Below are 24,296 nucleotides of genomic sequence, written 5' to 3'. Positions count from 1 at the left end.
TAACTAAAATATCTATTTTATGGAATAATATCAAATTCCAAAGTTACAGATACTTCTGAAGATTTATCCTTATAAATATTTGAATCTAAAACATTGAAATAGATTTTCGCATTCATATCTTCTAATATTTTTTTAACAATTGGTAATCCAAGTCCTAAACCAAATTCTTCTTTCGAATACCTTTCATCTACATATCGATTCACGCGATAGAATGGTTGGAATAAAATGATCTCTTCTGATTTTTTAAAATCAAATTGGTGGATGGAGGGATCCATCGGTGAGTTTAAAATTTTTAGAGAGAGTTTACTTCCTGCTCTCATAAATAGAATATATATACTGGAATTATCAGGTGCATACTTCATTGCATTGATCAAAAGTTCCCGAATGGCGGTTCTCAGTAGTTTAAAATGACAGTTGAATTTATTTTCTTGTCCATTTTGTAGGTTAGAGATATGAAACCTTTGATTTTTGATAATAGTCATATCGGATAGATAACTGACTTCTTCTTGAATCATGCCATGTAGGTCTTTTAACATAGTAGGTTCTGTTTCGCTGGAACTTCCTTCAAAAACCACTTGTGCTTCGGCTAAGGTTTGGACTAATTTTTTTGTACTACGGAAATTGTCGTCAATCAACTCGAAGATTGCGGAAGGGACTTCATAATGATCACCTATTTTTTTGGCCTTCCTGATCAAGGAACCAACCGTAGTTACGAGGGCACCAAGTCCGGAACCTTGCATAAGCGATGTGTTGAGATTGGGTAAAGCTTTTTCCATCCAATCTTTATGGTTTCCTTTACCTTCAATCTCGTGGCGCCAGTTAAAGATTTTGATGATTTCTTTATGTAAATTTTCTTCGTATTGTACGACTGCTTTTTCTACTTGGGAAAGGTTTGTCAAAGTTTCAGTATCTTCTGAGATTTCCAAAGCAGAGATGAGGAAAAATTTTTGTGTTTGGTCGGGAAAGAAAAAAGGAGCTACCTTGATATACAATTGAGAATTTGAAAAAGAAAAACTGGAAGCAAAAGGAATCCCGGTTTCCATTACCTTAGTTATTGTTTCTCGCAAGTTTACATAAGTTTGCGGAAGTAATTCTTCGAAAGATCTGCCAACAGCACTTGGATCCAGTTGCAATGGATTTGATTCTGAAGTATACGTTTCTACAATTTTTCCAGTGGCTGATAGAAGGATGTAGGTTCCAGAGGGTAGGGAGGGAAATAAAGAACCGGCAAAAGATTTAATCATATCATCCGTGGACATTCCGGTCATTTCAGCCTCAGTTTTAGAATTAGAATACATTTTGAACGGACTTAATTTATAACATAATAAATTCATAAATTCAAGTGGGCGTATGAAAAAAAGTTCGTAATTAAATAGAAAGAGATTTTCAGAACTATGTCGTATCGCATTTCAAAACTTGATCGGAATTTGGTTCAGGCCCAATCTTTTTTCTTACCTTTTTTTTGCAATACGCAATTGAATTTGTAATTTATAATATATTGATAAACGAATCTTTTTGCTTTCTGTAGTCTTATTGCCTAATCGAATCAGTTTTTATACTAAGATAGTGCCGTTGGTACGGCTTGTTCAGTTTGTCGTTTGGTCACTGCAATATTTCTTTAGGATCTTAAGGCAGAATTATTTGTGATCTTAATTTGTGAACTATAACTTTTTGTACTTTTTTGAAAGCATTATAGAGAGAGAAAGGTATTTGTACTCAACTTCAAATCCAATTTCACTTCTTTGCGGAAAACTGAAGATTACTGAGAGACACAACGAACATAGATCGAATTTATTTTAGGAAATCCTTCGTAAAAATTGGTTGTTGTCGTACCAAAATTGACATACCAGGCATTCGCAGTTGTGTTTGCATGGGTTGTAGAAGTCCAATAATGATCGCCAGTTGTATTGGGAAATGCAGACAGGTGAATCATCGGGGGAGTAGACTTTGAATGATCATACAAACTTGCTAGTTCATTTCGATTGGGTAGTCTCCAAGTTCTAGATCCTAAATTCAAAGAACTACAATAAGCGAGAGCTGTTGACCAAGTAGTAGCACTCGCTGCTAGTGAGCATGTGCTATCGTTGTTTTGTCCATAAGAACATTTTTGCCAAGTAAGGCCAGTGGCATTGTCTCTGACAGTTCCGTCTCCGTTGTCGGTATAGGAAAGAGTTTCTATTGGTGCCGGTGAAGCAACACAACGACCATGATAGGAGTTTGTATTTTGAATATACGAATCACCGTATTGGTAATCTAAATACCAGCTATTTGTAACATTGTTAAGGTAAGGAGTTGATGCCCAATAAGCAAAGGCGATCGTTGCAGGAAAAGCTGTCGGATTGATTATCGTTGCTGTTGCTTTACTTGCATCGTTAGTGGTAAACAATTCTTTTAATGTAGGTAGGCGCCAAGTTTTATGACCGGCATAACCATTACCCGAATTTAAAGAATTGAGTGCGGTGCAGGAAGAACTTAAGGTGGCAGCATTTCCCACTGACACACTGTTAATTCCACAAGTCGGCCCTTCTAAACCTTGCGAACAAGATTTCCAAAGGATCCCGGTGGATTGGTCATAGGTTGTATAATCATTGGGGTAGGTTGCATTGGCACTAGGTCCAGAATAATTGGTAGAAAATCCAGAGCGGACAGATCCATCATCACCCGAACTGTAAATTGTGGTTTGGCCCGTTTTTAATGGGATAAGGGAATAGGTAGCTTCGGCAACGGGGCTATTGTCCATCCCTAGTTTGGTCGCCACCGCACGGATCCTTTGTCCTGCCAACCTCCAAATAGAAGAAGGTGATGTGTAGGGAGTAGAGTTTGTCGTCGGTAAAGAACCGTCCGTAGTGATATAGATGGTGGCCCCGGGTGTGAAGGAAGTGATGGATATAAAATTAGGTTCCGTATAATGTCCAGGATTTGGAGAAAACATAGGGATAAACACTTGGTTTAGGTTCAGACCACAGTGGTTGGATGTATTTCCGGAAAGGATTTTGAAAAGGATGGTTTCATAGTAACCGCTATACTTGGGGTCGCAAAGGTTTTCCAATTCGGGATTTTTGCAGGTAATGAAGAATACGAGAAAAAACAAATAAAAGAAACGGAAGTTTTTAAGAGAACGTTCATCACTTCGTTTCATATTGATCCTAACCGTCCTTCCAACCCTAAAAAACAGAGTCAAATGGGACATTTCCACCTGTAGATTTATGTATAAATCTTTAAGGATTCTAATTTTTGATATCGGAATTTTATTTCGGGAGTCAATAAATTACCAAATTTTTGGCTGAAAACTTTCTTCATTTTATCACTTTTGCCGGTTTTGTTTTCTGCAGAAATTAGATAAATGCTTAAAAAAAGGGATGAAAGAGGGAATGGGTTTTCTTAGTGTAAATGTGATTCTCATCCTTTCATCAGGATAGTAAGGAAGTATTTTTGTATGGGTAGTAGATTTTTAAATTCGAATATTTTAATATTTGTATGTATTTTTTGTTTGGTTAGTTTTTGTTCGACCGAACAGGTAAAGGATGAGGTTGTGGAAGAGACAACTCAAACAACCGTCACAAAACGTAATTGGAATCTGACTCCGCAGTGTTGTGACCTGCATTCCGAATTTTTAGGAGTAGTTGTCCTTAGTAAAGTTTGTGTATCCGAAACAGAAACCAAATTAGAATTATACACAAAAGAATCTAAAAAAGTTTGTGTATTGAAAGAAGGGATGTTGTTTCGTGATGATTTGGGAACTTCATATCCTTTTTTGAAATCAGAAGGTGTGGGACTTTGCCCCAAACGAACACAGATGAAAAATACTCCATTTACTTTGCATTTTCCGAGTATTCCTTCAGAAACAAAATCATTCGATTTGATTGAAGATAAAAATGCAAAACATGCCCATAAACCTTGGGTCTTTGAAAAAGTAGATCTGACTCAATGTGTTTGGAAATAAAAATTATTTCCAAACTTCTATTACGATTTTAAAGACCAAGCAGAACACCAACCTTGTGAAGAAACAAGACCAGAAGAAATGATATTACATTTTCCCCATTTTTCATTGATCTTTGTATACTGTGCGCAGTGTTTACAAAATTGGTTTTTTGATCCTGGATCTTTTCTTTCTGGATAAAGGGTGAAATCTGTATGTTTGGCATCCTGATGAAACCCTAATGCTTTTGCTGTTGGATCTGATTCGGGAACGGGTTTGGATCCTTCTGGCAAAGTCTCGGGAAGTTTTTCTTTTGCTACCAAACTAGAGGAGAAACCAAAACCTCCCTCTACTAAAGAGAGAGAGGTTACCAAATACAATGTTTTGGTTAAAAAGTCTTTTCGCGAAGTTTTGGGCATTTTTACTTCTTCACGTCAAATCGATCTAACATCATCACTTTGTTCCATGCGGCCACAAAGTCTTTTACAAACTTATCTTTACCATCATCTGCCGCATACACTTCAGCAACGGCGCGGAGTTCCGAATGAGAACCAAAAATGAGATCCACAGAAGTGGCAGTCCATTTTTTAGCGCCTGTTTTGCGGTCAACACCTTCATACAATCCTTCCGTTTGCGATGACTTTTGCCATTTTGTCGACATATCGAGTAGGTTGACAAAGAAATCATTGCTGAGAATTCCTGGTCGTGTGGTAAGGATTCCATGTTTTGATTTGCCAGAATTGGCATCTAGAGATCTGAGTCCACCCAGTAACACCGTCATTTCCGGAATGGATAGAGATAACATGTTCGATCTATCAACTAACATCTCTGTAGGTGAAAGTGAAGTCCCTGCACCATAGTAGTTACGGAATGCATCTGCTTTTGGCTCCAAAACAGAAAATGAATAAACGTCTGTTTGTTCCACAGTGGCATCCGTTCTTCCCGGTGTGAAAGGGATAGATATTTTCACCCCAGCTTTTTTGGCTGCTTCTTCGATAGCAACATTTCCACCGAGCACGATTAAGTCTGCGAGTGAGATTTTATTTCCTGATTCATTAAAATCGGATTTAATTTCTTCCAATTTCTTTAATGTTTTGGAAACTTCTGCGGGATCATTCACCGCCCAACTTTTTTGTGGTTCGAGTCTGATCCTTGCGCCGTTTGCTCCCCCTCTCATATCTGTGCTACGAAAACTAGCAGCGGAGGCCCAAGCAGTTCTGACAAGTTCTGGAATGGTCAGTCCTGATTTTAGAATTTTACCTTTGAGGGTGTCGATTTCTTTTGTCCCAACTAACTTGTGATCTACGGCAGGGAGAGGGTCTTGCCAAATGAGAGGTTCTTTTGGTAAATCCTTAGAAATATAGCGGGAAAGAGGTCCCATATCTCTGTGAGTGAGTTTGAACCAAGCTTTAGCAAAAGCAAGTTCGAACTCTTTTGGATTTTCTTGGAATTTTTTAGCAATGACTTTGTAACTTGGATCAAATTTTAAAGCTAAGTCAGTCGTGAACATAATTGGCGCATGACGTAATGTTTTGTCATGGGCATCGGGAACCATATTGGCCCCAGCTCCATCTTTAGGAATCCATTGGATGGCACCTGCCGGACTTTTTGATTGTACCCATTCAAAACCAAATAGGTTGTTTAGATATTGGGTTGTCCATTTTGTTGGATTGGCAGTCCATGCACCTTCGAGTCCACTGGTGATGGTGTCTTCAGCATTTCCTTTTTTATAAGCATTCTTCCAACCAAATCCTTGTTCTTCGATTCCAGCTGCTGCTGGTTCTTTTCCCACATGTTTGGAAGGATCCGCTTTCCCATGAGCTTTTCCAAAAGTATGTCCACCGGCAATGAGAGCTACGGTTTCTTCGTCATTCATCGCCATTCGACCAAAGGTATCTCTTATGTCTTTAGCGGCTGCTAGTGGGTCAGGGTTTCCGTTAGGTCCTTCTGGATTTACATAAATGAGTCCCATTTGTACGGCCCCGAGAGGGTTCTTTAGTTTTCTATCACCTTCATACCTTTCATCAGCTAACCATTTTTTTTCTGGTCCCCAATAGACGAGGTCGGCTTCCCAATCGTCTGTCCTTCCTCCAGCAAATCCGTAAGTTTTGAAACCCATAGATTCAAGAGCCACATTTCCTGTGAGAACCATAAGGTCGGCCCAAGATATTTTTTTTCCGTATTTCTTTTTGATCGGCCAAAGGAGTCGTCTTGCTTTGTCTAGGTTTGCGTTGTCAGGCCAACTATTGAGTGGTTCAAATCTTTGTTGTCCACCACCAGCTCCACCACGGCCGTCAGCAATCCGGTAAGTTCCTGCACTATGCCAAGCCATCCGAATGAAAAATGGCCCGTAGTGACCGTAGTCAGAAGGCCACCAATCTTGCGAGGTCTTCATTAAGGTTTTGATTTCTTCCTTAATTGCCTGGATGTCGAGTTCTTTGAATTCTTTGGAGTAGTTGAATTGTCTTCCCAAGGGGTTTGATTCCGCAGCATGTTGGCGGAGAGGTGCCAAATCGAGTCTTTCGGGCCACCAAAACTGGTTAGAGTTTCCTTGGCGATCCATCGAACTCGATGATTCTTTAGTGTCTGCTGCCCCCAGTGAGCTTAAGGAGAGCACTAAAATGGCAATAGCAGAAATATTGGTTGTTCTCATATTGTCCTTCACTTTCTAGATTTAGTTTAAATTTAGAACAAGTCTAGCAAAGGGAATCAAGCTATTTTTTTAGATTTAGTCTAAATTTATGCAGGTGGAACTACTAAATCTGGTTTTTGTCAATGCGAACGGAAAAAAAATCTGAATTGGATTCTCTATTCGGTTCTTTTTTAGATTTTGGAGTTTCACAGAGAGGTAAAAAAAAAGGAAGTCGACGGAACCTAAAAAGTGTTTCGGATCAAATTTTCTGATGCATTTGTAAGTTAGGCAAAAGTGGAAAGAAAATTAAATGGATTCGATATGAGTGATCCTTTCTTTCCATTCATCGCTCATTTGATAAAGTAGGTTTTTCTTTTTCGGATCTAATCGATTCAAATTTCCAATCATCACTGAAAGGCGGGGATTTTTTTCAAAGAAACTTTTATGTTTTTCAATAAACTTCCAATATAACCCATCAACAACCATTTCCCATTCTCCTTTTGGATAGGATCCCATTTTTTTGTAATAGTTGGAGCCGCATATATAGGGTTTGGTGGCAAAAATTCCTCCATCACTAAACAAAGCCATTCCAAATACATTGGGTGTCATAACCCAATCCGAAGAATCAATAAACATTTCCATAAACCATTTATATGAATCCAATGGATCTATTTCTAATAATACCATTAACGAACCAACAATCATCAGTCTTTCAATATGATGTGCATATCCATAACGGTTACATTTATGAATTACATGATCTAACGGTGGAATGAGAGTATTTCCTTCATACCAATGTTTGGTGAGTTTTCTTTTGTGTCCAAAAAAATTGGATGTAAGTTGAGTTTCTCCAAAATTCTGGTAGATACCTCTTACGAACTCTCGCCAACCAATGATTTGGCGGATAAATCCTTCCAATGATTGGATTGGAATATCGTTGTTTTTAGCATGTTTTAATGTTTCATCAATGACTTCTTTTGGTGTGAGTAATCCTAGATTGAGAAAAGGCGTCAGAATCGAATGATGAATAAAAGGAAATTTGGTGGAGAGAGCATCTTCATAAACACCAAAATCATATAACCTGAATTTTAAAAAATGATTTAACCATTCTTTGGCCTCAACTCTAGTTGTCGGCAACCAAAGATGGCGTGTATCACCGGGATGAGTGGAAAATTTGTTTTCAATTAAATCCAAAACCTTTTGTTCGTCAGAGTTTATAGTGATTTCAGGGATGGGTGGAGGAAAAAATCCTTTTGGCAATTTTTTTCGATTTTCAAAATCGAAACTCCACATCCCACCATCAGGTTTTCCATTTTCATCGACTAATATATTGAATTTTTTCCTTTGAGACTGATAAAACGTTTTCATAAATGGTTTTCTTGAGTTCACCAAGTATTTGTTAAATTCTTCTCGGGATGTTAAAAACATTGGAGATTTGTGTTCAAACCAATGAATTTTTGTCTGAGTTAAAACATGTTTGATTCGTACTTCAAAAAATTTATCTTCGATTTCAAAAATATGGAATTCATCGAATTGGTTTTTAATTAAAAAGTTTGTTAAACTTTCATCGTAGGAAATATTTGTATCGTTCAAAATTTCATATTGGACATTAAAACCTAAGGATTTTAGCTCATCGCAATATTTCCTCATAGCCAAAAAGAAAAAGGCAATTTTTTGTTTGTGAAACTGATAATAATTGCACAATTCCTTGTCTTCACGCATAAAAATTGTATATTGATTTCTGACGGTCGCAGGAACCAAGTCAGACAAATCAAAAAGTTGATTCCCAAGTATCAGAAGGCCTTTTTTCATCTTTTGTGTGCGCGTGATCATTAGACATTCTTCTTAAGAAATGTACAAGTCCTTAGCGAAGATAATAGAAAAGTTATATCCGAAAAATCCTAAATCCAATATAATTTCTATATGGGTTATAAAACCATTCTCGGATCAAAAACCTACCACTTCCCTGAATTAAAAGATCTGTTAGCAAAGGCAAGTCCCCACCGGTCAGGTGATGACTTAGCTTTGAATCTCATAATAAAGAAGCCTTTCTTTTGATTTCCCACTTAACAGTAGGTGGGGGACGGGAGCGAACGCGGAACCCCGGACGAGCTCGGCCCGAACCAGGGGAATTTATTTTGAATTAGAAAACATTGGGAACGCCCAAACGGAAAAAGAAATTTCGTTAAGTATTTGTTAGTTGGTATGGTTGGAAATTGAAACTAACGATAGTTATTGATTGTTTACCCAATAACCGTGAAAAATGATAAACTTTAAAACTTTTCCAGGTGTTGGTTCTATATCAATCGCATTTGCAGGTGGGAAATGAACCCAGTCCTCTTTGTTGATTGGTAATACAGCATCGTCAAAATGTATCTTGCCCGAACCAGAGAGGATGTATATGGCCCTTGGGACTGTGAACTTGTTTTTGTTTTCTTTGAAAACAGTGCGAGATTTTGCAACAGCGATGGAGGAGCTAAAACTTCCAAGGTTGGCTATGGGAGTTTCTACATTGTCCATTTCCGAAGCTGGTTTAGTACTTGCGATAAATGTTGAAAGTGAGATGGATTTGAACTCAGGATTGCCAACAAGGGTTTTGGAATCTGGAGTCGAGGATGGTTTGCAGGAAAGGTAGGTTACACCTAAAACGAAACAATAAATGAAAATTTTTAACATAACCTACCTTTTGTTGAATTACTCGAAAGCGATTGTTACTTCTTTACAAGAAACTTTTTTTCCGTCAGCAGCAATATCACATTTTTCCACTTCAGAATTGAATTGGTAAGGGTGAAAGTAGAAACGGTATGTTGAGTTTCCAACCTGTGTCAAACTTGTTGTTGTGCAAGAAATGAGTGCACTAACAGAAACGAGTGAAAGTGTTAATAGTATTTTTTTCATAGTTTTGATTCCTTAACTGATTAATTGTTAGCACCAAGGCTTGGATTGTTACCAAAAGCACTTTCAATGTTTACACAAGATAGGTCATCTTGAGCTGTAACATCGCAAGTATACTCATCAGAAGTAAAAATAATTGGTCCATGTTGTGTAACGGTTACTTTGCCTTTGCCACCTGATTTAATTTGGTAAACGGAGACACAGTTTGTTGCAAATGTAAGAATGAGAAGGGTTCCCAGTGTTAATGCTATTTTTTTCATAATTTTCTTCTCCTTAGTTAGTTACATTCAAACGAACTTGTTTGCATTTTAGGTTTCCAGACGCATCCGCATCACATTTTGCAACATATCCTTCAGCCCCACCAAAAAAAGGTGCTTTGATTACGGTTACGTAAAGTTTTCCGTCAACATTTGCAGAATCAATGACGCGGTATTGCGTACAATTTGCAAAAGCAACCATTGAAAATAGAATTCCAGCTAACGCTAGTTTTTTCATAGATCTTCCTCATTCACGATGAATTTTCAGACAAAGTTAGTCGTCTTTCTTTTCGGAGTCAATATATTCTGCAATTGGAAACAGATATTATGCGAAGATATTGATGGTCAACTTTGTAATATTTTCCATTACAAAGTTGATATTAAACTTTGTTCTTAAATTTTTGGTAAATTTTTTGCAATAAATCACGGAATACTTATTGTTTGTTTAGTGATCTCCTTTCGGGTTTAGAACGCAGCTGTTGGAATCAAAGAAACTCCGCTTCCGAAGTCGTATCTCAAGGAAAAGTTATATCCGAAAAATCCTAAATCCAATATAATTTCTATATGGGTTATAAAACCATTCTCGGACCAAAAACCTACCACTTCCCTGAATTAAAAGACTTGTTAGCAAAGGCAAGTCCCCACCGGTCAGGTGATGACTTAGCTTTTGTTTCTGCGGAAAACCAGGAAGAACGAATTGCCGCTCAAATGGCGCTGGCAGATGTATATTTATCAGAATTTTTAAATGTAGAATTAATACCAGCAAACAAAGATGAGGTGACTCGCCTTATCTTTGAATCTCATAATAAAGAAGCCTTTCTTTTGATTTCCCACTTAACAGTAGGTGGGTTTCGCGATTTTTTGTTATCTGAGACAACAACATCTGAATTGATTACTTCCATCCGATGGGGAATCACTCCCGAGATGGCCGCGGCCGTATCAAAACTCATGTCGAACCAAGATTTAATTTTGGTTGGTAAAAAAATAAATGTAATCACAAAATTTAGAAATACTTTGGGGTTACCTGGCCGTCTTTCTGTTCGGTTACAACCGAATCATCCGACGGATGATCCGAAAGGAATTGCCGCAAGTCTTCTGGATGGATTATTACTCGGCAGTGGAGATGCCGTGATTGGAATCAATCCTGCTACCGATAACATTCCCACTTCGATTGCACTACTCGAAATGTTGGACAACCTCATTCAAAAGTATTCCATTCCTACCCAATCTTGTATTTTATCTCATGTGACAACTTCTATGGAAGTGATGAAACGAGGGGCACCTCTCGATTTGGTATTCCAGTCGATCGGAGGAACAGAAGACTTAAATAAAAGTTTTGGTATTTCCCTTTCTGTATTAAAAGAAGCAAGAGAAATGGCACTGGCTCTCGGTCGAGGAACTGTCGGAGATAACGTAATGTATTTTGAGACAGGGCAAGGAAGTGCTTTGTCTGCAGGTGCACACCATGGAATCGATCAACAAACGTTAGAAGTAAGAGCCTATGCCGTTGCCAGAGAGTTTTCACCACTTCTTGTGAATACCGTTGTGGGTTTTATTGGACCAGAATATTTATACAATGGAAAACAAATTATTAGAGCAGGATTAGAAGATCATTTTTGTGGGAAATTACTTGGTCTTCCTATGGGAGTCGATGTTTGTTATACAAACCATGCAGAAGCAGACCAAGATGATATGGATACACTATTGACACTGCTAGGTGTTGCTGGCTGCACTTATATTATGGGAATCCCCGGGGCCGATGATGTGATGTTATCTTACCAAAGTACATCTTTTCATGATGCTTTGTATCTGAGGCAAGTTTTAGGATTAAAACCGGCTCCTGAATTTGAAACTTGGTTACTCGACCGTGGAATTTTTTCAAACCAAAATGGATTTTTACCCAAAGAAAATAGAGAGTTAAGGTTACTCGAAGAAATTTTAGGAAAATCAAAACCATGACCTTTTTGGATGAATGGAAACAGTTTAGTAACGCGAGGATTGGACTTTCTCGGTTCGGAAGTTCGATATCCACCAAAGAAACATTACGTTTTCGTTTGGATCATGCTCGTGCACGCGATGCAGTTTTACTAAATCCCGATTATTTAAAGTTAGTTAAGGAAATGGAAAATTTGGGAAACCCAAAAAATCTCTCCAGTATGTTTGTGAAAAGCCAGGTTCATTCCAAAGAAGAATATTTACTTAGACCAGATCTGGGTCGAAGGTTGGATTTTGAGTCCACTTGCAAGTTACAACCATTAGCTGGTAATTTTGATTTGGTTTTGGTTGGGGTGGATGGACTTTCAGCAAAAGCTATTGATGAAAATTTAATTCCTTTTTTTAAACTTTTGATGGAATCCATTGGAAAAACTAAGTTGTCTATTGCTCCACTGATTCTTGCTAAGTTGGGACGGGTTGCTATTGGTGATGAAATTGGTGAAATTTTAAATGCAAAACTTTCTGTTGTGGTGATCGGAGAAAGACCAGGTTTGTCTTCTGCTGATAGTTTGGGAGTGTACATCACCTATCATCCGAAAGTGGGAAAAACCGATGAAAGTCGAAATTGTATTTCAAACGTTCGGCCCAGTGGTTTTAATTTTGAGAGTGCAGTTGCCAAAACCATGTATCTCATCACTGAATCCATCCAAAGAAAACTTTCAGGTGTGGATCTAAAAGACGAGATGCCTCCTGAGTTTTTAATACAATCGAAAGACAAAACTGTGATTACAGATTCTAATTAAAAGTACCCACTTAAAAAAACTAAAATTCTTAAGGAACAGAAGATTGACAGAAACAGTGACTTCCATTTTTAATTAAATCAATTCCGGGAGGAATGAGGTGAAACTCCTCAACTGACGGTGCAACCGTGAATTCACATCCAAATTTTTTGGATGGAAAAGTCGGATCTTCCCACAAATGAATCGCCCGTAAACGATCATTCGTTCCTAGGTTAAAATAAGGATCCCGGACATAGATACCGGAATCTTCGCAATCCTCCCGCTAACAGAGATTGAGTGATTCCTTTTTTTAAGGAGATATATCTTGGAAGAATTCAAATTAAACAACTCAGAAATCCCAAAAAAAACTGAAGGTAAAATCAAACACGAAGAAAAACTTTGTCCCAATTGTAATCGAAGTTTTGAATGTAAGGTTGGTTCCATTAGTCTCTGCCAATGTACGAAAGTTAACCTTTCATTAGAAGAAAGGGACTATTTGGCAACTCAATATTCTGATTGTCTTTGTTACCAGTGTATGGAAACCCTTGCTTTCGAATTTAGAATTACAAAATCTTATAAGTCAATCACTTGGAGTTTTTGATAAATCTTAAAATTGAATGGAAAAAAAACTTCGTTAGTTGTTTTATTAGTATAAGTAAGGTGATTTTTTCCTGTGATTAGTTTGTTTTTTCTCGTACCTTTGTTTGCTTCCCTGGCAAATTTAAGTTGTTTTATCGAAAATATCACTCGTGATCATCGTTTTCACAGGCTTTTAAGTATTTTTTATTTTACGATTGGGGTTCAGAATGCGGCCACTGCGGCCCTTTGTTTGGCCCCCGATGAAACTTCGGGGCTTGCTTTTTGGATTTTCCAATGCCATTCTTTTTTCCTTTTAGCTCCAATTCTTGTGGCTTTGTGTTCTTTTTGTACGGGAAGAAAATTATTCAACCAAGGAACAATTTTCATTGCAGTCTATGCACTTGTAGTTGATTTACTTTGTTCTTCCATTCCAAAAACCATTGTTTATGGATTCGCTACTTTGTCTTTTGGAACAGCCCCTCTGCTTACTTTTTTTGGTGGAATCTTAGGTGGTTCTGTGCATTTTTTTGCAATTGCTATTTCCTTATACTTTGTTCTTTCCCCTTTGGAATGGAATTCTTTCTTTCATCGGAAAACATTTATTTTGGCATTATGTGTTTGGTGGTTCGGTTTATTTTCTAATTTTTTGCCAATGTATGGATTCAATTTTCCACCTTTACATCCGGTAGTTGATGCTACCATTTCTGTTTTATTTTCCATTTATTTGAATCGTTATAACGCATCAAAACCAAGTATTTATAGTTTGTTTGCTTCTATTTTGATTTCCCTTGCTGTTGGATTGCTTGTTGGGATTTTAGTTTTGGGTATACTGCCTATTTTCCCTCTACGCGAGTTGGTTGTTTCGATTGTAACCACTCTTACTAGTTTGTTGTTTTTTTCTTATCTGTTAAAAACCACTTTGAAGGATGAAAAACCGAACCTTTCGTTTTCTCTTCCTCTTGAAAACTTTGGACTGTCCAAACAAGAACTACGGATTTGTGAGTTGATTGCTGAAGGACATAGTCGTTCCTTTATTCGGCTTATCTTAAATGTTTCTGATGGGACTTTGCGAAATCATTTAAAAAATATTTATGGTAAGGTGCTTCCTGAGACCAACTCCACCTCAAAAGACCAATTGCAACGTTTGACTGTTTTTTTATCCAAACAAAAATCACAGAGCCATTGAATCATTGAACAAATAAAAAAGTTTGTTTATCTGTTTATCTCATTGTTCGACACAAACTAACTCACGATTGACGGAACAGTTTTGTAATCCTCTTCCAGCTGTAAGTGTCAATATATCTTGGGTATAAGCATCTCCGGTCATTCCAAGTTCAAAAGTGGCCTTTGTAGTCCACTTCAAACAAGCTCCATCCAAATATGATGTCCAATCTGAATTGAGTCCTGTCCAATGGTCAGAGCTAACGGTTGTAATTGGTGTAGAAAGACTTGAGGTAAATAATCCATTGGCATTGGATGTTTCTATATTCACTCCTCCTGGCCTTATGTAAGCCTGACTTGCTTTAAAAACCCAATCGATTTGACCATCCCCTAAATTGGCTGTGAGACTGGCTCGTCGTGAGATTCCATCAACCACCATTGCTTTGTAATTCCCTGTGCCAGGGTAGTTTGGATCCGAGTGGCAACTGGAATCAAAGTTAGATGCTTTTCCTATATTGGCCGGATAACCATTCTGGGTGATAAATATAATACATTTCACACAAGAAGCTTTACAAAAAATCTCAATATCCTTTATGTTTTTGTTGGAAACTTTTCCTGATGAATTTGCCAGCTCACAGAAGTTACCTTCCGCTTGAGTTGCAAAATTGACTTCGTAGTTAGAGCCAATAGGAATCTGGGTAGGAAAAGAAAATTCTGTGCTGCCAGCGGGAATCACAAGTGTATTTTTATGATTTAAAATTAATGTGAGCCCGCTCCCAGTAAGTCCGGAAATTTTCCCCCCAACAGTAAAACTTGAGCCATTCATCGGAAAACAATGAGGGCTTTCATCACCTAGTAATGATTTTGCGGCAATTGTTTTGGAATAAGATTTGGAACTTGTATCACAAACATTTTCCATTTTAGATGGGTCACAGTTAGTTATCATTGCTATAGAAAAAAAGTAAATAATAAAAGAATGAGTGATCGAAACCAATGAGTAAAATGTATCCTTGTGTTTATAAGAAAAAGTGTATATACTTTTGCCCGACCAAAATCCAGATCTGCAAATTGGTATTTTGTTCAAAGAAGCAGATCGGATTTTTTTGAAAACAGGATCAATCATTGGGAATACTTAAATATCCATTTGCGATTGTAAACTTCATGGGGTTACTTATCGTAAGAAAGGAAGTAACTTTTGTGCAGAGAAATTCTGTATCATAAATGTTAAAGCTAGTTTTGATTGTATGGATACCGGCATTCGGAACGGGGATCACTAAGTTCTGGGATGGGGCTATGTATTCCGGCAAACTTTTTGGACTTACTCCAACTATGTCTAAGTTAAGAGATGTTCCCTGGATCGGTAGTTTGTATTTTGCATTAAGTTCCACTATACTACCCGTCTTCGTTGCTTCAATACAGTGGTCATTACAATCGCCGATTGTTGCCGGAAGCTTTGGTGCATCGGCACAGATTCTTGGATGTCCGATGGTTAGTTGTTTTGTGGAAATTCCAAATTCATTTTTTGCCACAACGTACACTTTGACCTTTTTGTCAGCTTCCGTAAGATAGGTGTAACCAGAAAAGGTAGCGGCTGTACGATTGAGTGTTACCAGAGCATTGGTAACGGTTCCATCAGGTTGTAGTTCCATATTTTTTTTCCCGAAGTAGAGGGTAATGGTTGTATTTGAGGGAACTGGTTTTTTGAAACTAACGCTTGTTTTTTGAAATTGCAATAGTCCCTTTGTAGAGTAGGGATCATCAGCTGGATTGGCATCATTCGTGATATACGTTATATCATTGAGGGTAGGAGCAAACGTTTGCGGGGTATCATCCACTGCTATTGGAGTTCCGTTTCCTGTTTGTCCTCCTTGGTTCCCCCCAAATGCTGTAGATGTTGTAGAATCTGCAGAAACCAAAAGAGGTACGAGAAGGGTTTTTGCATCGGGTGAAGTGCCTTCACATTTTAGAAAAAAAAGTGAAAGGCTTGTTAAGACTAGAACCGGAAGGTTCCAGCGAACAAATTGGATGGTTCTTCGTTGCAACCTATCAAAATGCCGAATGGAGTTTTTGGGTGTTTTCATGCATTTAAGGTAACATGAACCGCTCTTCCCGACCATGTCCTGGATGTCACGAGCCACAATTTTGACCTATCCCAAATGTCATGTTTGGATTGTTTCCGAATGTTTATTCTTCTATGTTTTGGTTTCTCCTCGTTTGCTCAGGGAATGTATGGAAAAAAGTGAGTGAGTTTCGATTTGCATTGGATGGTATTTTCCACTGAAGCGATAAGGAAACGGGCTTTCCTTTGTCAGGCACTGAAATTCGAAACTCAGTTACCTTTTACATACGGTGGAATTCGAAAGTGAGTGTCCATTTTCACTCACTGAATCCTTAAATACTTTTCCATTTGGCTAAGTATTTTGCTTGCCCTAATTTCTGAGATTTGAAATAGTTTTCCAAATGGATAACTATCAATCTCCCCATCTTTTACTTTATATCCACCCGCTTGCCTCCTTTTGTCATAAGGCACTAATTGCTCTTTATGAAAACGGAACTGAATTCGAATCTAAGATTGTGGATTTGATGCAAGAAGAGTCCAGTGCCGAACTTTTATCCTATTGGCCTGTAGGTAAAATTCCTTTGCTCCGAGACAGAAAACGGGAGAAAACCATCCCCGAAACCTCCATCATCATCGAATACATAAACGAATTTTACCCAGGGAAAACAAATCTCATCTCTAAGGATTTTTCTATGGCTTTGGAGATAAGACTTTGGGATCGTTTTTTTGATCTTTATATCAGTGAACCAATGCAAAAGATTGTCATCGATCGTTTGCGGCCCGAAGGTCAAAATGATCCCATCGGTGTGGAACAAGCATTCGTTCGTCTTCGAACAGCTTATGATATGGTTGAGGGACAATTGAATTCTCGAAACTTTATTGCGGGCGAAAGTTTTAGTATGGCTGATTGTTCAGCGATACCGGCTCTTTTTTATGCGGATACAATTTTAAGTTTTCGAACTACCCATCCCAAAATCACGAATTACTTTGAGAGTTTATTGGAAAGACCTTCCGTCAAACGCACGATAGCTGAAGCAGAACCTTATTTTCCTATGTATCCTTTTTTTGACAAAATTCCAAAACGATTCCTTAAAGAAAAAAATTAAGGACTAAATACTATGTTAAAGAAACTAATCTTTGTTTGTATATGAATTCTAAAACTGTTGGTTTGGAACATACCTTTCACGCACTCAGTGACCGCAGTCGTTTGTCTATGGTGGAACGATTGAGTTTTGGGCCACTTTCTGTCAAAGAATTGGCAGAACCACTTGCTATGGCCTTACCATCTGTATTAAAACATCTAAAGGTTTTGGAAGATGTTGGTATCGTGATATCTGAAAAACCAGGTAGAGTTCGCACATACCGATTGGTGCTCACTCAACTTTCTGGAATTGATACTTGGGTAGCAGAAAGAAAGGCAAATTGGAACAAAAGTTTTGATCGGTTAGAAAGTTTTTTAATTGAATCATCCGATGAAAATTCGGACGGAGAGTGAAGTGAAAGAAGGAAACGTAACACATTCAACATTTACCATTGAAAGGATTTTACCTGCGTCCAAAGAAAGGTCGTTTGCGGCTTGGGCCAATGCAGATTCCAAACGAAGATGGTTTGCTTGTCATGATGATTGGAAAACTGTTGAATTCAATCTGGATTTCAAAGTTGGTGGAAAAGAATCCAATTTAGTGGTAACACCCTCTGGCGGGCGTCATGTTTTTGATGCAACATTTTATGATATTGTCCCTAACGAACGGATTGTGTATGCCTTCGGTATGTATGTTAATGACATTCGTATTTCTGTCTCTCTAGTTACTGTTTTATTTGAGTCACCTTTGGAAGGCAGAACTAAAATGACTTTTACCGAACAAATTGTACTTTTTAAAGAGCCCGGTAGTAAGACTGAATTCTCTACCGAAGAGGAAGTGCGCGGCCGTGTGGAAGGAACGAACGCCGGGTTTGATCGGCTTGTGAAGGATTTAAGTTAGTGGCTCCGGATCTCGGAGCCTTGTTTTTTGTTGTCTTTTGCTAAATTAAGAAAAGTTTCAAACTGGATATAAAAATTCATAAAAAGTCCCATTGATCATCGGAACTCTTATGTTTTTGACATCATTCTTTTCTTTTTCTCGTTCTAAGTATTCGAAGAAAGGTTTTTCAGGTTTGTAAAAGTATTTTGTTCTAGTTCGCTCTAAAGATTGGATCGCCAATTGAATATTCGTTTCTTTCGAATTTTTTGGGTCAAAGAACTGAAAGAGTTGGCGGTTTTTTGCAGAAGCAGGAAGGGAAAATTCCCAACAGATTTCCTCTTCAATGGACAAAAGTTCAAAGTAGAGTTCGGAATCATTCGCAGGGCCACCGAGTCCTGTTAGTTTCAAAGAAAGATCATAATACTCATCAAGTAGGGATTCCATGTATTCCATAAATTTGTTAACCTCTACATCCAGAATACTCGTGGGGTAGGACAAAATAGGGAGGTGTTTTGAAATCTAGGGATTTTTTTTGCATCAAAACCCCTAGAAAAAATGGAATTAGGCCTCTAAATACTTCATAAAACTTGCGGAACCTTTTAGTTTTTCTACAAGCACCTTAAGAATGGCAAGTAGGTCTTTTTCTTTATGATCAAAAAACCGAATGATTTGTAAAATTTCCCAAACCTCTTTTCCGACCTCCATAGTTTTTTTGACCATAGGTGGTGGGTTTTTGAGATAAGAATTTTCTCCTGCCTCGTTTACTGTTTTAATGATTTCTGCAAGTTTGGTTGGAATTTGAGAAATGTCTGTGACATATTTCCAGTTATAACTAAGGCCAGTGAGAAGGGGATTGTCTAAACCATTAAATTCTGTCCTTGGATCATTTTTATAAATAACGATAGGTTTTCCTGTGGCAAAAGAAATCCCCGTTTCCGAAATGGAACCGTCGTCAGCTGGTCTTCCGTTCATATTGAACACTGTTGCATTACATCGTTCTACAACTTGATACACATCCATAGCAAATACTGCTTTTTGAACAAAAATCATAATGTCTCGAAAAATCTCTCCAGAGATGATTGGAGTATTGATCATCGCCATAACTTTCGCTACTTCAATTCCATCTCTTTGAGGGAGGTAGGTTTTGTATCCGGCAGTTTCCAAAGTGGCTGCAATTGTTGCCATTGTGTTTAGTTCTTCGGGACTAAACATCGGTCCAGAACAGTAAATATATTCGCTCATTATATCCTCTAAGTCATTCAAAAGAATCAGAGTAGTTTTTGATTAATCCTTAAATTTAATCATTACAAATTTTAGGGTTTTATAAAAAAAGTTAGCTGTTTGGTGAGGGGTTATAAATCAACTACAACAAGAGTTATGTCATCATCGGGAATTGGTTTCCCACAGAATTCTTTTACTCGATCTAAAAGCCCATCGGCAAATAAATCCGCAGATTTGTTTGTGGAATTTTCTAATATATAGTGGCTGAGCCTTTCATCACCAAACATATCTCCAGAAGGGTTTCGTGCTTCCGAAATGCCATCCGTGTATAAAATGACTCTGTCGCCCACATTAAAAGGAATGTCTAAAATTTCGTCAGGGATTTCTGGAAAACACCCAAGAATCCTTCCTCTCGGTCGAACAAGTTCCACTTTGTTTGTCTCTCGCCTATAAAATGCAACAGGTGGATGACCGGCACTTGCATAGAGTATCCTATGGTTTTTCAAATCAAAAAACAAATAACAAGCGGTAACAAATTGTTTATGAATGGAATCTAGCAATAGTTTGTTGATTCTTTTCAAAACCTCATTTGGTTTTTTAGAAACATGTTTCTGTAAGTTAAATGCCATTTTGAACATTGCTGCAACAATGGCAGCGGGAATTCCATGTCCAGAAACATCGGCCACCACAACACCCAAACTATATTCGTCCGGAGTATGAAAGTCATAGTAGTCCCCACCAATGGCAGTCATGGGATTGTATCTGGATACAATTTTGGCTCTTTCGCCGGTTGGTGGATGTAAGGGTAAAGACGAATCTTGGATTTTTTTTGCTAGTTTGAGTTCTGCTTTGATACTTAAATAATCTTCTTTTTCTTCCACAGCAGATTTTAAAAGAATGAGGGTATTTACTCTTGCGAGAAGTTCTCTTTTGTCAAAAGGTTTTCCTAAAAAATCATTAGCTCCTGCTTCTAGTCCCGAAAGGACATCATCAATTCTATTTTTGGCAGTGAGCATTAGGATTGGCATTTCATGAATCGAGTAGGTTTCTCTAAGAATTTTACAGACTTGATACCCACTCATCTTTGGCATCATAATGTCCAATAAAACTAAATCTGGTTTTACTTCATGTGCTACAGAAATTGCTGTTGGTCCGTCCAAAACGGGTAATACATTGAATCCGCAACCACTGAGTTGGATTTTTAATACTTCAAGGTTGATTGGGTCATCGTCAACAGCAAGGATGGTAAAGTTTTTATTTAAATCCTTTGAGAGATTTGAAGTGACTTCCATTCGTTCGACATAGTTTTGTTCGACGATAAAGTTTCCTCTGAGATCGTCTTCTATAGATCCACGATCGAATGTTTCTATTGATAAGTTTGGGTTTGTTTGAAAACCTGTTTGTCCATTGGCAAGAGGCAAAGTAAATCGAAATATAGATCCTTTCCCTAATTCGGATTCAACGGAAATGTTACCTGTATGTAATTCTACCAAAGTTTTTGTAATGGATAACCCAAGTCCAACACCGCCAAAGTTTCGAGATATACTTGCATCTGCTTGTGCAAACGGTGCAAAAATTTTTCCTTGGTCTTCCTTGGATAACCCAATTCCTGTATCGGTAATTGAGATTTCTAAATATTCCACAATACCTTTGTTAATTGGTCTTACTGTAACTCGTATACTTCCTGATTCAGTAAACTTTAATGCATTTCCTATCAAATTAAACAAAATCTGTTGGATCCGGCTTTCATCACCAAACACCAGAGCTGTGTCGTCGTGAATTTCACTAGTGAGTTTGATTCCCTTTTCTTTGGCAGCAGGTTCTAAGAGACTGATTACGATGTCGACTGAAGGTTGGATGGCTAAGGTTATGGGAAAAAGACTGAATTTTCTATTTTTGATCATAGAAAAATCAAGTAGATCATTAACTAAACTCGAAAGCCTTTTGGCCGATGAAATGATAATCCCTAGATTTTTAGTAACACCTGAACTTAAAGCACCTAAGGAACCTTCTATCAATGATTCTGTGATTCCAATGATTCCATTGAGTGGAGTTCGAAGTTCGTGAGATGTATTGGATAAAAATTCGTTTTTCATTTTATCCAATGAGACTAACTCTTCGTTTTTTTGTTCTAATTCACCTTTTAATTGGTTTGTGACTTCATAAAGTTTCGCAAATCGAATGGATAAAGCAAAAGATAAACTTAAAGTATAAATTAAAAATCCTTCAGAAAGCGATCTATCAAACACGGTAACATAAATTTGTGAGTAACTTAAAATCGAAAAAGCTGCTGTAAAAGCAAGGGCTATTTGTCCAACCAAGATAATGTATGCGCCTGGTTGTTTGTTTTTGACTGCTTGAAAGTTGAGGAAAAAAGCATAAATTAATTCAAATAAAGAAAAAAGATTACAGATGTTTAATGTATATTTTGAATATAACTTTAAAATCGTAGGATGGAAAGTAAATAAAGATACAAGGGCTATGCTAAAGTGTAACCACAAAATTCCTTTGATTAGTTTTGAGGGTTTGTGGTTTGTAAATTCTAAAAAAAATAGAGTACCAGCCACACCCATAATATTTAAACTAGGATGAAAGATATAATGATTAAACCAAAACTCGTCCCAAACAAAGTAAGGTAGAGATAAATTTCCGAAGGTAGCAAATCCTGCAAGGATAGCAAAGAAAAAATATAATAAATAAGCCTTTTCCCTTCTACTTCTTAACCAAAGAATCAAACAATAAAGTGCGGAATAAATAAATGCGAAACATGTGGCAGAATTCCACATTATGTAACTATAGAATTTTCCTTGGATGAGTTCCGATTCTCCAATATAAAACTCTGAATTAACAAACCCTCCCCAACCCACATCGTCAGCTACTCGCACTGCAATTATATTATCAGAATCATATAAAATGAGTCCCGGTGGGATCGGATAAACCGAGATCCGGCTACTTTTTTTAACTAAATCTCCCGACTCTGAAATGAGTCCGGTTCTACCAACAAGGACTCCATTGATGTATAATTCATTTGCATCTGCTATGATTGGTGTGAGTATGCTGATATTCTTATTTTTGAATGTTTTCGAAACTTGGAAAGATTGTCTATACCAACCAATTTTAAATCCAGATAATCCTGAATTATTCCATTGTGCTGGGATCGGTAACTTTTGCCAGCTAACATCAGAAAAATCTTTTTTTCCTTGAGTTATGTCGTCCTTGGGATTGAATTTCCAAGTTCCTGAAAGTTTGACTAATTCGGCAGGCTTTCCTAAGGAAAAGGTTGAAAGGTTGGGACTCGCGTAGATAGGTAGTAAGCTGAAGGAACAATAAATCGCAAATAGAGAACGAAGGTTCATTTTAATTCCCAAGTAAAAGAGTCTACCTTTTGCATCATTAGTGGGTATGCCAGATTTTTACCAAGAAGAAAAGAATGTTCGGTGAAGGAAAACGGGATGGTCTTCACTAAAATCAAACTTTCCTCGATTGCTGAAAAAACATTCATTCAGTTAAAATTAGTACTAAATTCGATTTACAGTTAGTCGTTTCGATTGGACTTTTTGGAAATTAACAATCTTGGGAGTCAGTATTATCGATGTTAAAGAGTCGGTTTTTTCGAATTCTTATCGTTTTTCTTGTCACTGTGTTCGCTTTTGTTTTTTTTCTACGACCAAAAGATGACGGCTCTCCTTATCAGGAATACTTTGCAAAACTCAACCAAGAACTTAAAAACAATGGTTTTGGCAAACCGGTAATACTATTGGATTTGGACCGGTTGGATGAAAATTTATCTACTCTTTCCAAAAACATTCCATCTCCTTTACACTATAGAATTGTAGTGAAATCTCTTCCATCATTAGACCTTCTTCGTTACATCACGAAGGCCACAAAAACGAATCGGCTTATGGTTTTTCATTCGGGTGATTTGGTTATGTTACTTGGTGAAGATGAGTTTTCTTCCTTTGATATTCTATTAGGTAAACCGATGCCACTTCGTGCATTAGAAGATATTTTTAAAAAAACAAAAGTAGATAAGTTCCAAAAAATTCATTGGTTGGTGGATACAGAAACAAGATTAAATCAATATTTAGAATTTGGGAAATCTAAGAATATTAAGTTACATATTGTACTCGAGATTGATGTGGGCCTTCACCGTGGAGGTTTCCAAAATTCTGATGAAACAAACAAAACTTTTTCCCTGATCCAAAAAAATCCAAATAACTTGGAATTTGATGGGTTTATGGGATATGAACCACATGTGGCATCTGTTCCTATTTTGTTAGGTGATAAGAATGATGCGATCACAAAGGAAATTCAATTATCTTTGTCCAAATACGAAGAATTCGTTGCATCAGGTAAAAAATCCTTCCCGGTTTTATTTGATAAGGAACTTCTTTTGAATGGGGGTGGAAGTAAAACGTATCGTTTTTATCAAAAGAATAATCATGTTGTGAATGATGTATCTGTAGGATCGGCACTTGTGATGCCTACTGATTTTGATGTAAGTACACTTACGGAACACAAACCGGCTTTTTTCATAGCCGCACCTGTCTTAAAAAGATTAGAGGGAACTACCATTCCTTTTTTAGAATCAATTTCTTTTATATTTCCGCTTTGGAATCCAAATTTGCAGGTTACTTATTTTACTTATGGTGGGGCTTATCTTGCAAAAAAAGAATCTCCACAAGGTCTTTTCGATAATGGTCTTTATGGTGCGAGTACGAACCAGGGAATTTTAAATGGAAGTCGGGCCACCGGTTTACAACCTGATGATTATGTTTTTTTCCGACCCACTCAAAGTGAAAAGGTAATGGCGGAGATGGGAGAAGTGATTCTATTACGTAAGGGAAAAATCTCTGGAACTTGGAAGTGTTTTATCAATTAGTATGTCTTAAGATTGA

At 37.5% G+C, this 24,296-nt stretch carries 23 protein-coding genes; 9 read left to right on the top strand and 14 right to left on the bottom strand.

What is annotated here, in order from left to right; all coding sequences use genetic code 11:
* Nucleotides 1–17: 17 nt before the first annotated feature.
* Nucleotides 18–1,334, bottom strand: coding sequence for a sensor histidine kinase (locus tag EHQ16_RS10865; protein ID WP_244242043.1), 1,317 nt, complete (start codon nt 1,332–1,334; stop codon nt 18–20).
* Between the two features lie 425 nt (nt 1,335–1,759).
* On the bottom strand, nt 1,760–3,139 hold the full coding sequence (locus tag EHQ16_RS10860; RefSeq protein ID WP_167482655.1) for an Lcl domain-containing protein: 1,380 nt from the start codon (nt 3,137–3,139) through the stop codon (nt 1,760–1,762).
* Nucleotides 3,140–3,436: 297 nt separating this feature from the next.
* Here EHQ16_RS10860 and EHQ16_RS10855 point away from each other — a divergent pair, with 297 nt between their 5' ends.
* Nucleotides 3,437–3,943, top strand: coding sequence for a hypothetical protein (locus EHQ16_RS10855; protein WP_244242042.1), 507 nt, complete (start codon nt 3,437–3,439; stop codon nt 3,941–3,943).
* A gap of 20 nt (nt 3,944–3,963) precedes the next feature.
* Here EHQ16_RS10855 and EHQ16_RS10850 read toward each other — a convergent pair whose 3' ends face one another.
* The 7 genes from EHQ16_RS10850 to EHQ16_RS10815 all read right to left on the bottom strand — a co-directional run bounded on the left by EHQ16_RS10850 (nt 3,964) and on the right by EHQ16_RS10815 (nt 9,941).
* On the bottom strand, nt 3,964–4,338 hold the full coding sequence (locus tag EHQ16_RS10850) for a high-potential iron-sulfur protein (protein ID WP_135635673.1): 375 nt from the start codon (nt 4,336–4,338) through the stop codon (nt 3,964–3,966).
* Nucleotides 4,339–4,340: 2 nt separating this feature from the next.
* A complete protein-coding gene (katG, locus tag EHQ16_RS10845) occupies nt 4,341–6,572 on the bottom strand; it encodes a catalase/peroxidase HPI (RefSeq protein WP_135635675.1) in 2,232 nt (743 codons plus the stop codon).
* 285 nt (nt 6,573–6,857) lie between these two features.
* The gene (locus EHQ16_RS10840; protein WP_244242041.1) at nt 6,858–8,384 is read right to left on the bottom strand and encodes a cryptochrome/photolyase family protein; all 1,527 of its coding nucleotides are present in this window, start codon (nt 8,382–8,384) and stop codon (nt 6,858–6,860) included.
* Nucleotides 8,385–8,783: 399 nt separating this feature from the next.
* Nucleotides 8,784–9,227, bottom strand: a complete 444-nt coding sequence (locus tag EHQ16_RS10830; protein ID WP_135635677.1) for a hypothetical protein — start codon at nt 9,225–9,227, stop codon at nt 8,784–8,786.
* A gap of 18 nt (nt 9,228–9,245) precedes the next feature.
* On the bottom strand, nt 9,246–9,449 hold the full coding sequence (locus EHQ16_RS10825) for a hypothetical protein (protein ID WP_135635679.1): 204 nt from the start codon (nt 9,447–9,449) through the stop codon (nt 9,246–9,248).
* 20 nt (nt 9,450–9,469) lie between these two features.
* On the bottom strand, nt 9,470–9,706 hold the full coding sequence (locus tag EHQ16_RS10820; RefSeq protein WP_135635681.1) for a hypothetical protein: 237 nt from the start codon (nt 9,704–9,706) through the stop codon (nt 9,470–9,472).
* A gap of 13 nt (nt 9,707–9,719) precedes the next feature.
* Complete coding sequence (locus EHQ16_RS10815) at nt 9,720–9,941, bottom strand: hypothetical protein (RefSeq protein ID WP_135635683.1); 222 nt, start codon at nt 9,939–9,941, stop codon at nt 9,720–9,722.
* A gap of 326 nt (nt 9,942–10,267) precedes the next feature.
* On the opposite strand from EHQ16_RS10815, the gene EHQ16_RS10810 reads away from it, so the two are divergent.
* From EHQ16_RS10810 to EHQ16_RS10795, 4 genes are all read left to right on the top strand, one after another.
* Nucleotides 10,268–11,662, top strand: coding sequence for an ethanolamine ammonia-lyase subunit EutB (locus tag EHQ16_RS10810; RefSeq protein ID WP_135635685.1), 1,395 nt, complete (start codon nt 10,268–10,270; stop codon nt 11,660–11,662).
* Nucleotides 11,659–12,441, top strand: coding sequence for an ethanolamine ammonia-lyase subunit EutC (gene eutC / locus EHQ16_RS10805; RefSeq protein WP_135635687.1), 783 nt, complete (start codon nt 11,659–11,661; stop codon nt 12,439–12,441). Before EHQ16_RS10810 ends, eutC begins: the two co-directional genes overlap by 4 nt.
* A gap of 301 nt (nt 12,442–12,742) precedes the next feature.
* The gene (locus EHQ16_RS10800) at nt 12,743–13,018 is read left to right on the top strand and encodes a cysteine-rich CWC family protein (RefSeq protein ID WP_135635689.1); all 276 of its coding nucleotides are present in this window, start codon (nt 12,743–12,745) and stop codon (nt 13,016–13,018) included.
* Between the two features lie 72 nt (nt 13,019–13,090).
* Nucleotides 13,091–14,182: a helix-turn-helix transcriptional regulator gene (locus EHQ16_RS10795; RefSeq protein ID WP_135635691.1), complete on the top strand. Its 1,092-nt coding sequence runs from the start codon at nt 13,091–13,093 to the stop codon at nt 14,180–14,182.
* A gap of 39 nt (nt 14,183–14,221) precedes the next feature.
* On the opposite strand, the gene EHQ16_RS10790 is transcribed toward EHQ16_RS10795, so the two are convergent.
* Complete coding sequence (locus tag EHQ16_RS10790; RefSeq protein WP_244242040.1) at nt 14,222–15,076, bottom strand: DUF1554 domain-containing protein; 855 nt, start codon at nt 15,074–15,076, stop codon at nt 14,222–14,224.
* A 196-nt stretch (nt 15,077–15,272) separates the two neighbouring features.
* Nucleotides 15,273–16,238, bottom strand: a complete 966-nt coding sequence (locus EHQ16_RS10785; protein WP_135635695.1) for a hypothetical protein — start codon at nt 16,236–16,238, stop codon at nt 15,273–15,275.
* A 379-nt stretch (nt 16,239–16,617) separates the two neighbouring features.
* Here EHQ16_RS10785 and EHQ16_RS10780 point away from each other — a divergent pair, with 379 nt between their 5' ends.
* Genes EHQ16_RS10780 through EHQ16_RS10770 form a run of 3 tightly spaced genes read left to right on the top strand, consistent with a single transcriptional unit; the run spans nt 16,618 to nt 18,198 of the window.
* A complete protein-coding gene (locus tag EHQ16_RS10780; protein ID WP_135635697.1) occupies nt 16,618–17,322 on the top strand; it encodes a glutathione S-transferase family protein in 705 nt (234 codons plus the stop codon).
* Between the two features lie 41 nt (nt 17,323–17,363).
* Nucleotides 17,364–17,711, top strand: coding sequence for an ArsR/SmtB family transcription factor (locus EHQ16_RS10775; RefSeq protein ID WP_135635699.1), 348 nt, complete (start codon nt 17,364–17,366; stop codon nt 17,709–17,711).
* Nucleotides 17,689–18,198 (top strand): SRPBCC family protein, encoded by a 510-nt coding sequence (locus EHQ16_RS10770; RefSeq protein ID WP_244242039.1) that lies wholly within the window; start codon nt 17,689–17,691, stop codon nt 18,196–18,198. The genes EHQ16_RS10775 and EHQ16_RS10770 overlap by 23 nt, the downstream gene beginning before the upstream one ends.
* 57 nt (nt 18,199–18,255) lie before the next feature.
* On the opposite strand, the gene EHQ16_RS10765 is transcribed toward EHQ16_RS10770, so the two are convergent.
* The 3 genes from EHQ16_RS10765 to EHQ16_RS10755 form a co-directional block, all read right to left on the bottom strand.
* Complete coding sequence (locus EHQ16_RS10765; protein WP_135635701.1) at nt 18,256–18,630, bottom strand: hypothetical protein; 375 nt, start codon at nt 18,628–18,630, stop codon at nt 18,256–18,258.
* 108 nt (nt 18,631–18,738) lie between these two features.
* The gene (locus tag EHQ16_RS10760; protein ID WP_135635703.1) at nt 18,739–19,419 is read right to left on the bottom strand and encodes a nucleoside 2-deoxyribosyltransferase; all 681 of its coding nucleotides are present in this window, start codon (nt 19,417–19,419) and stop codon (nt 18,739–18,741) included.
* A 110-nt stretch (nt 19,420–19,529) separates the two neighbouring features.
* Complete coding sequence (locus EHQ16_RS10755; RefSeq protein ID WP_135635705.1) at nt 19,530–22,754, bottom strand: SpoIIE family protein phosphatase; 3,225 nt, start codon at nt 22,752–22,754, stop codon at nt 19,530–19,532.
* A 236-nt stretch (nt 22,755–22,990) separates the two neighbouring features.
* Between EHQ16_RS10755 and EHQ16_RS10750 the strand changes: the two genes are divergently transcribed.
* Nucleotides 22,991–24,280, top strand: coding sequence for an alanine racemase (locus EHQ16_RS10750; protein ID WP_135635707.1), 1,290 nt, complete (start codon nt 22,991–22,993; stop codon nt 24,278–24,280).
* The last annotated feature ends 16 nt before the right edge of the window (nt 24,281–24,296 follow it).

The sequence above is a fragment of the Leptospira kanakyensis genome, from assembly GCF_004769235.1.
Lineage (GTDB): Bacteria > Spirochaetota > Leptospiria > Leptospirales > Leptospiraceae > Leptospira_A > Leptospira_A kanakyensis.
This window is presented reverse-complemented; position numbering and strand designations above follow the sequence as displayed.

Coding starts and splice junctions, on each gene's coding strand:
- EHQ16_RS10865 (WP_244242043.1), bottom strand. CDS start 1,334: ATGAATTTATTATGTTATAAATTAAGTCCGTTCAAAATGTATTCTAAT.
- EHQ16_RS10860 (WP_167482655.1), bottom strand. CDS start 3,139: ATGAAACGAAGTGATGAACGTTCTCTTAAAAACTTCCGTTTCTTTTAT.
- EHQ16_RS10855 (WP_244242042.1), top strand. CDS start 3,437: ATGGGTAGTAGATTTTTAAATTCGAATATTTTAATATTTGTATGTATT.
- EHQ16_RS10850 (WP_135635673.1), bottom strand. CDS start 4,338: ATGCCCAAAACTTCGCGAAAAGACTTTTTAACCAAAACATTGTATTTG.
- katG (WP_135635675.1), bottom strand. CDS start 6,572: ATGAGAACAACCAATATTTCTGCTATTGCCATTTTAGTGCTCTCCTTA.
- EHQ16_RS10840 (WP_244242041.1), bottom strand. CDS start 8,384: ATGATCACGCGCACACAAAAGATGAAAAAAGGCCTTCTGATACTTGGG.
- EHQ16_RS10830 (WP_135635677.1), bottom strand. CDS start 9,227: ATGTTAAAAATTTTCATTTATTGTTTCGTTTTAGGTGTAACCTACCTT.
- EHQ16_RS10825 (WP_135635679.1), bottom strand. CDS start 9,449: ATGAAAAAAATACTATTAACACTTTCACTCGTTTCTGTTAGTGCACTC.
- EHQ16_RS10820 (WP_135635681.1), bottom strand. CDS start 9,706: ATGAAAAAAATAGCATTAACACTGGGAACCCTTCTCATTCTTACATTT.
- EHQ16_RS10815 (WP_135635683.1), bottom strand. CDS start 9,941: ATGAAAAAACTAGCGTTAGCTGGAATTCTATTTTCAATGGTTGCTTTT.
- EHQ16_RS10810 (WP_135635685.1), top strand. CDS start 10,268: ATGGGTTATAAAACCATTCTCGGACCAAAAACCTACCACTTCCCTGAA.
- eutC (WP_135635687.1), top strand. CDS start 11,659: ATGACCTTTTTGGATGAATGGAAACAGTTTAGTAACGCGAGGATTGGA.
- EHQ16_RS10790 (WP_244242040.1), bottom strand. CDS start 15,076: ATGGAAAATGTTTGTGATACAAGTTCCAAATCTTATTCCAAAACAATT.
- EHQ16_RS10785 (WP_135635695.1), bottom strand. CDS start 16,238: ATGAAAACACCCAAAAACTCCATTCGGCATTTTGATAGGTTGCAACGA.
- EHQ16_RS10780 (WP_135635697.1), top strand. CDS start 16,618: ATGGATAACTATCAATCTCCCCATCTTTTACTTTATATCCACCCGCTT.
- EHQ16_RS10775 (WP_135635699.1), top strand. CDS start 17,364: ATGAATTCTAAAACTGTTGGTTTGGAACATACCTTTCACGCACTCAGT.
- EHQ16_RS10770 (WP_244242039.1), top strand. CDS start 17,689: ATGAAAATTCGGACGGAGAGTGAAGTGAAAGAAGGAAACGTAACACAT.
- EHQ16_RS10765 (WP_135635701.1), bottom strand. CDS start 18,630: ATGGAATACATGGAATCCCTACTTGATGAGTATTATGATCTTTCTTTG.
- EHQ16_RS10760 (WP_135635703.1), bottom strand. CDS start 19,419: ATGAGCGAATATATTTACTGTTCTGGACCGATGTTTAGTCCCGAAGAA.
- EHQ16_RS10755 (WP_135635705.1), bottom strand. CDS start 22,754: ATGAACCTTCGTTCTCTATTTGCGATTTATTGTTCCTTCAGCTTACTA.
- EHQ16_RS10750 (WP_135635707.1), top strand. CDS start 22,991: ATGTTAAAGAGTCGGTTTTTTCGAATTCTTATCGTTTTTCTTGTCACT.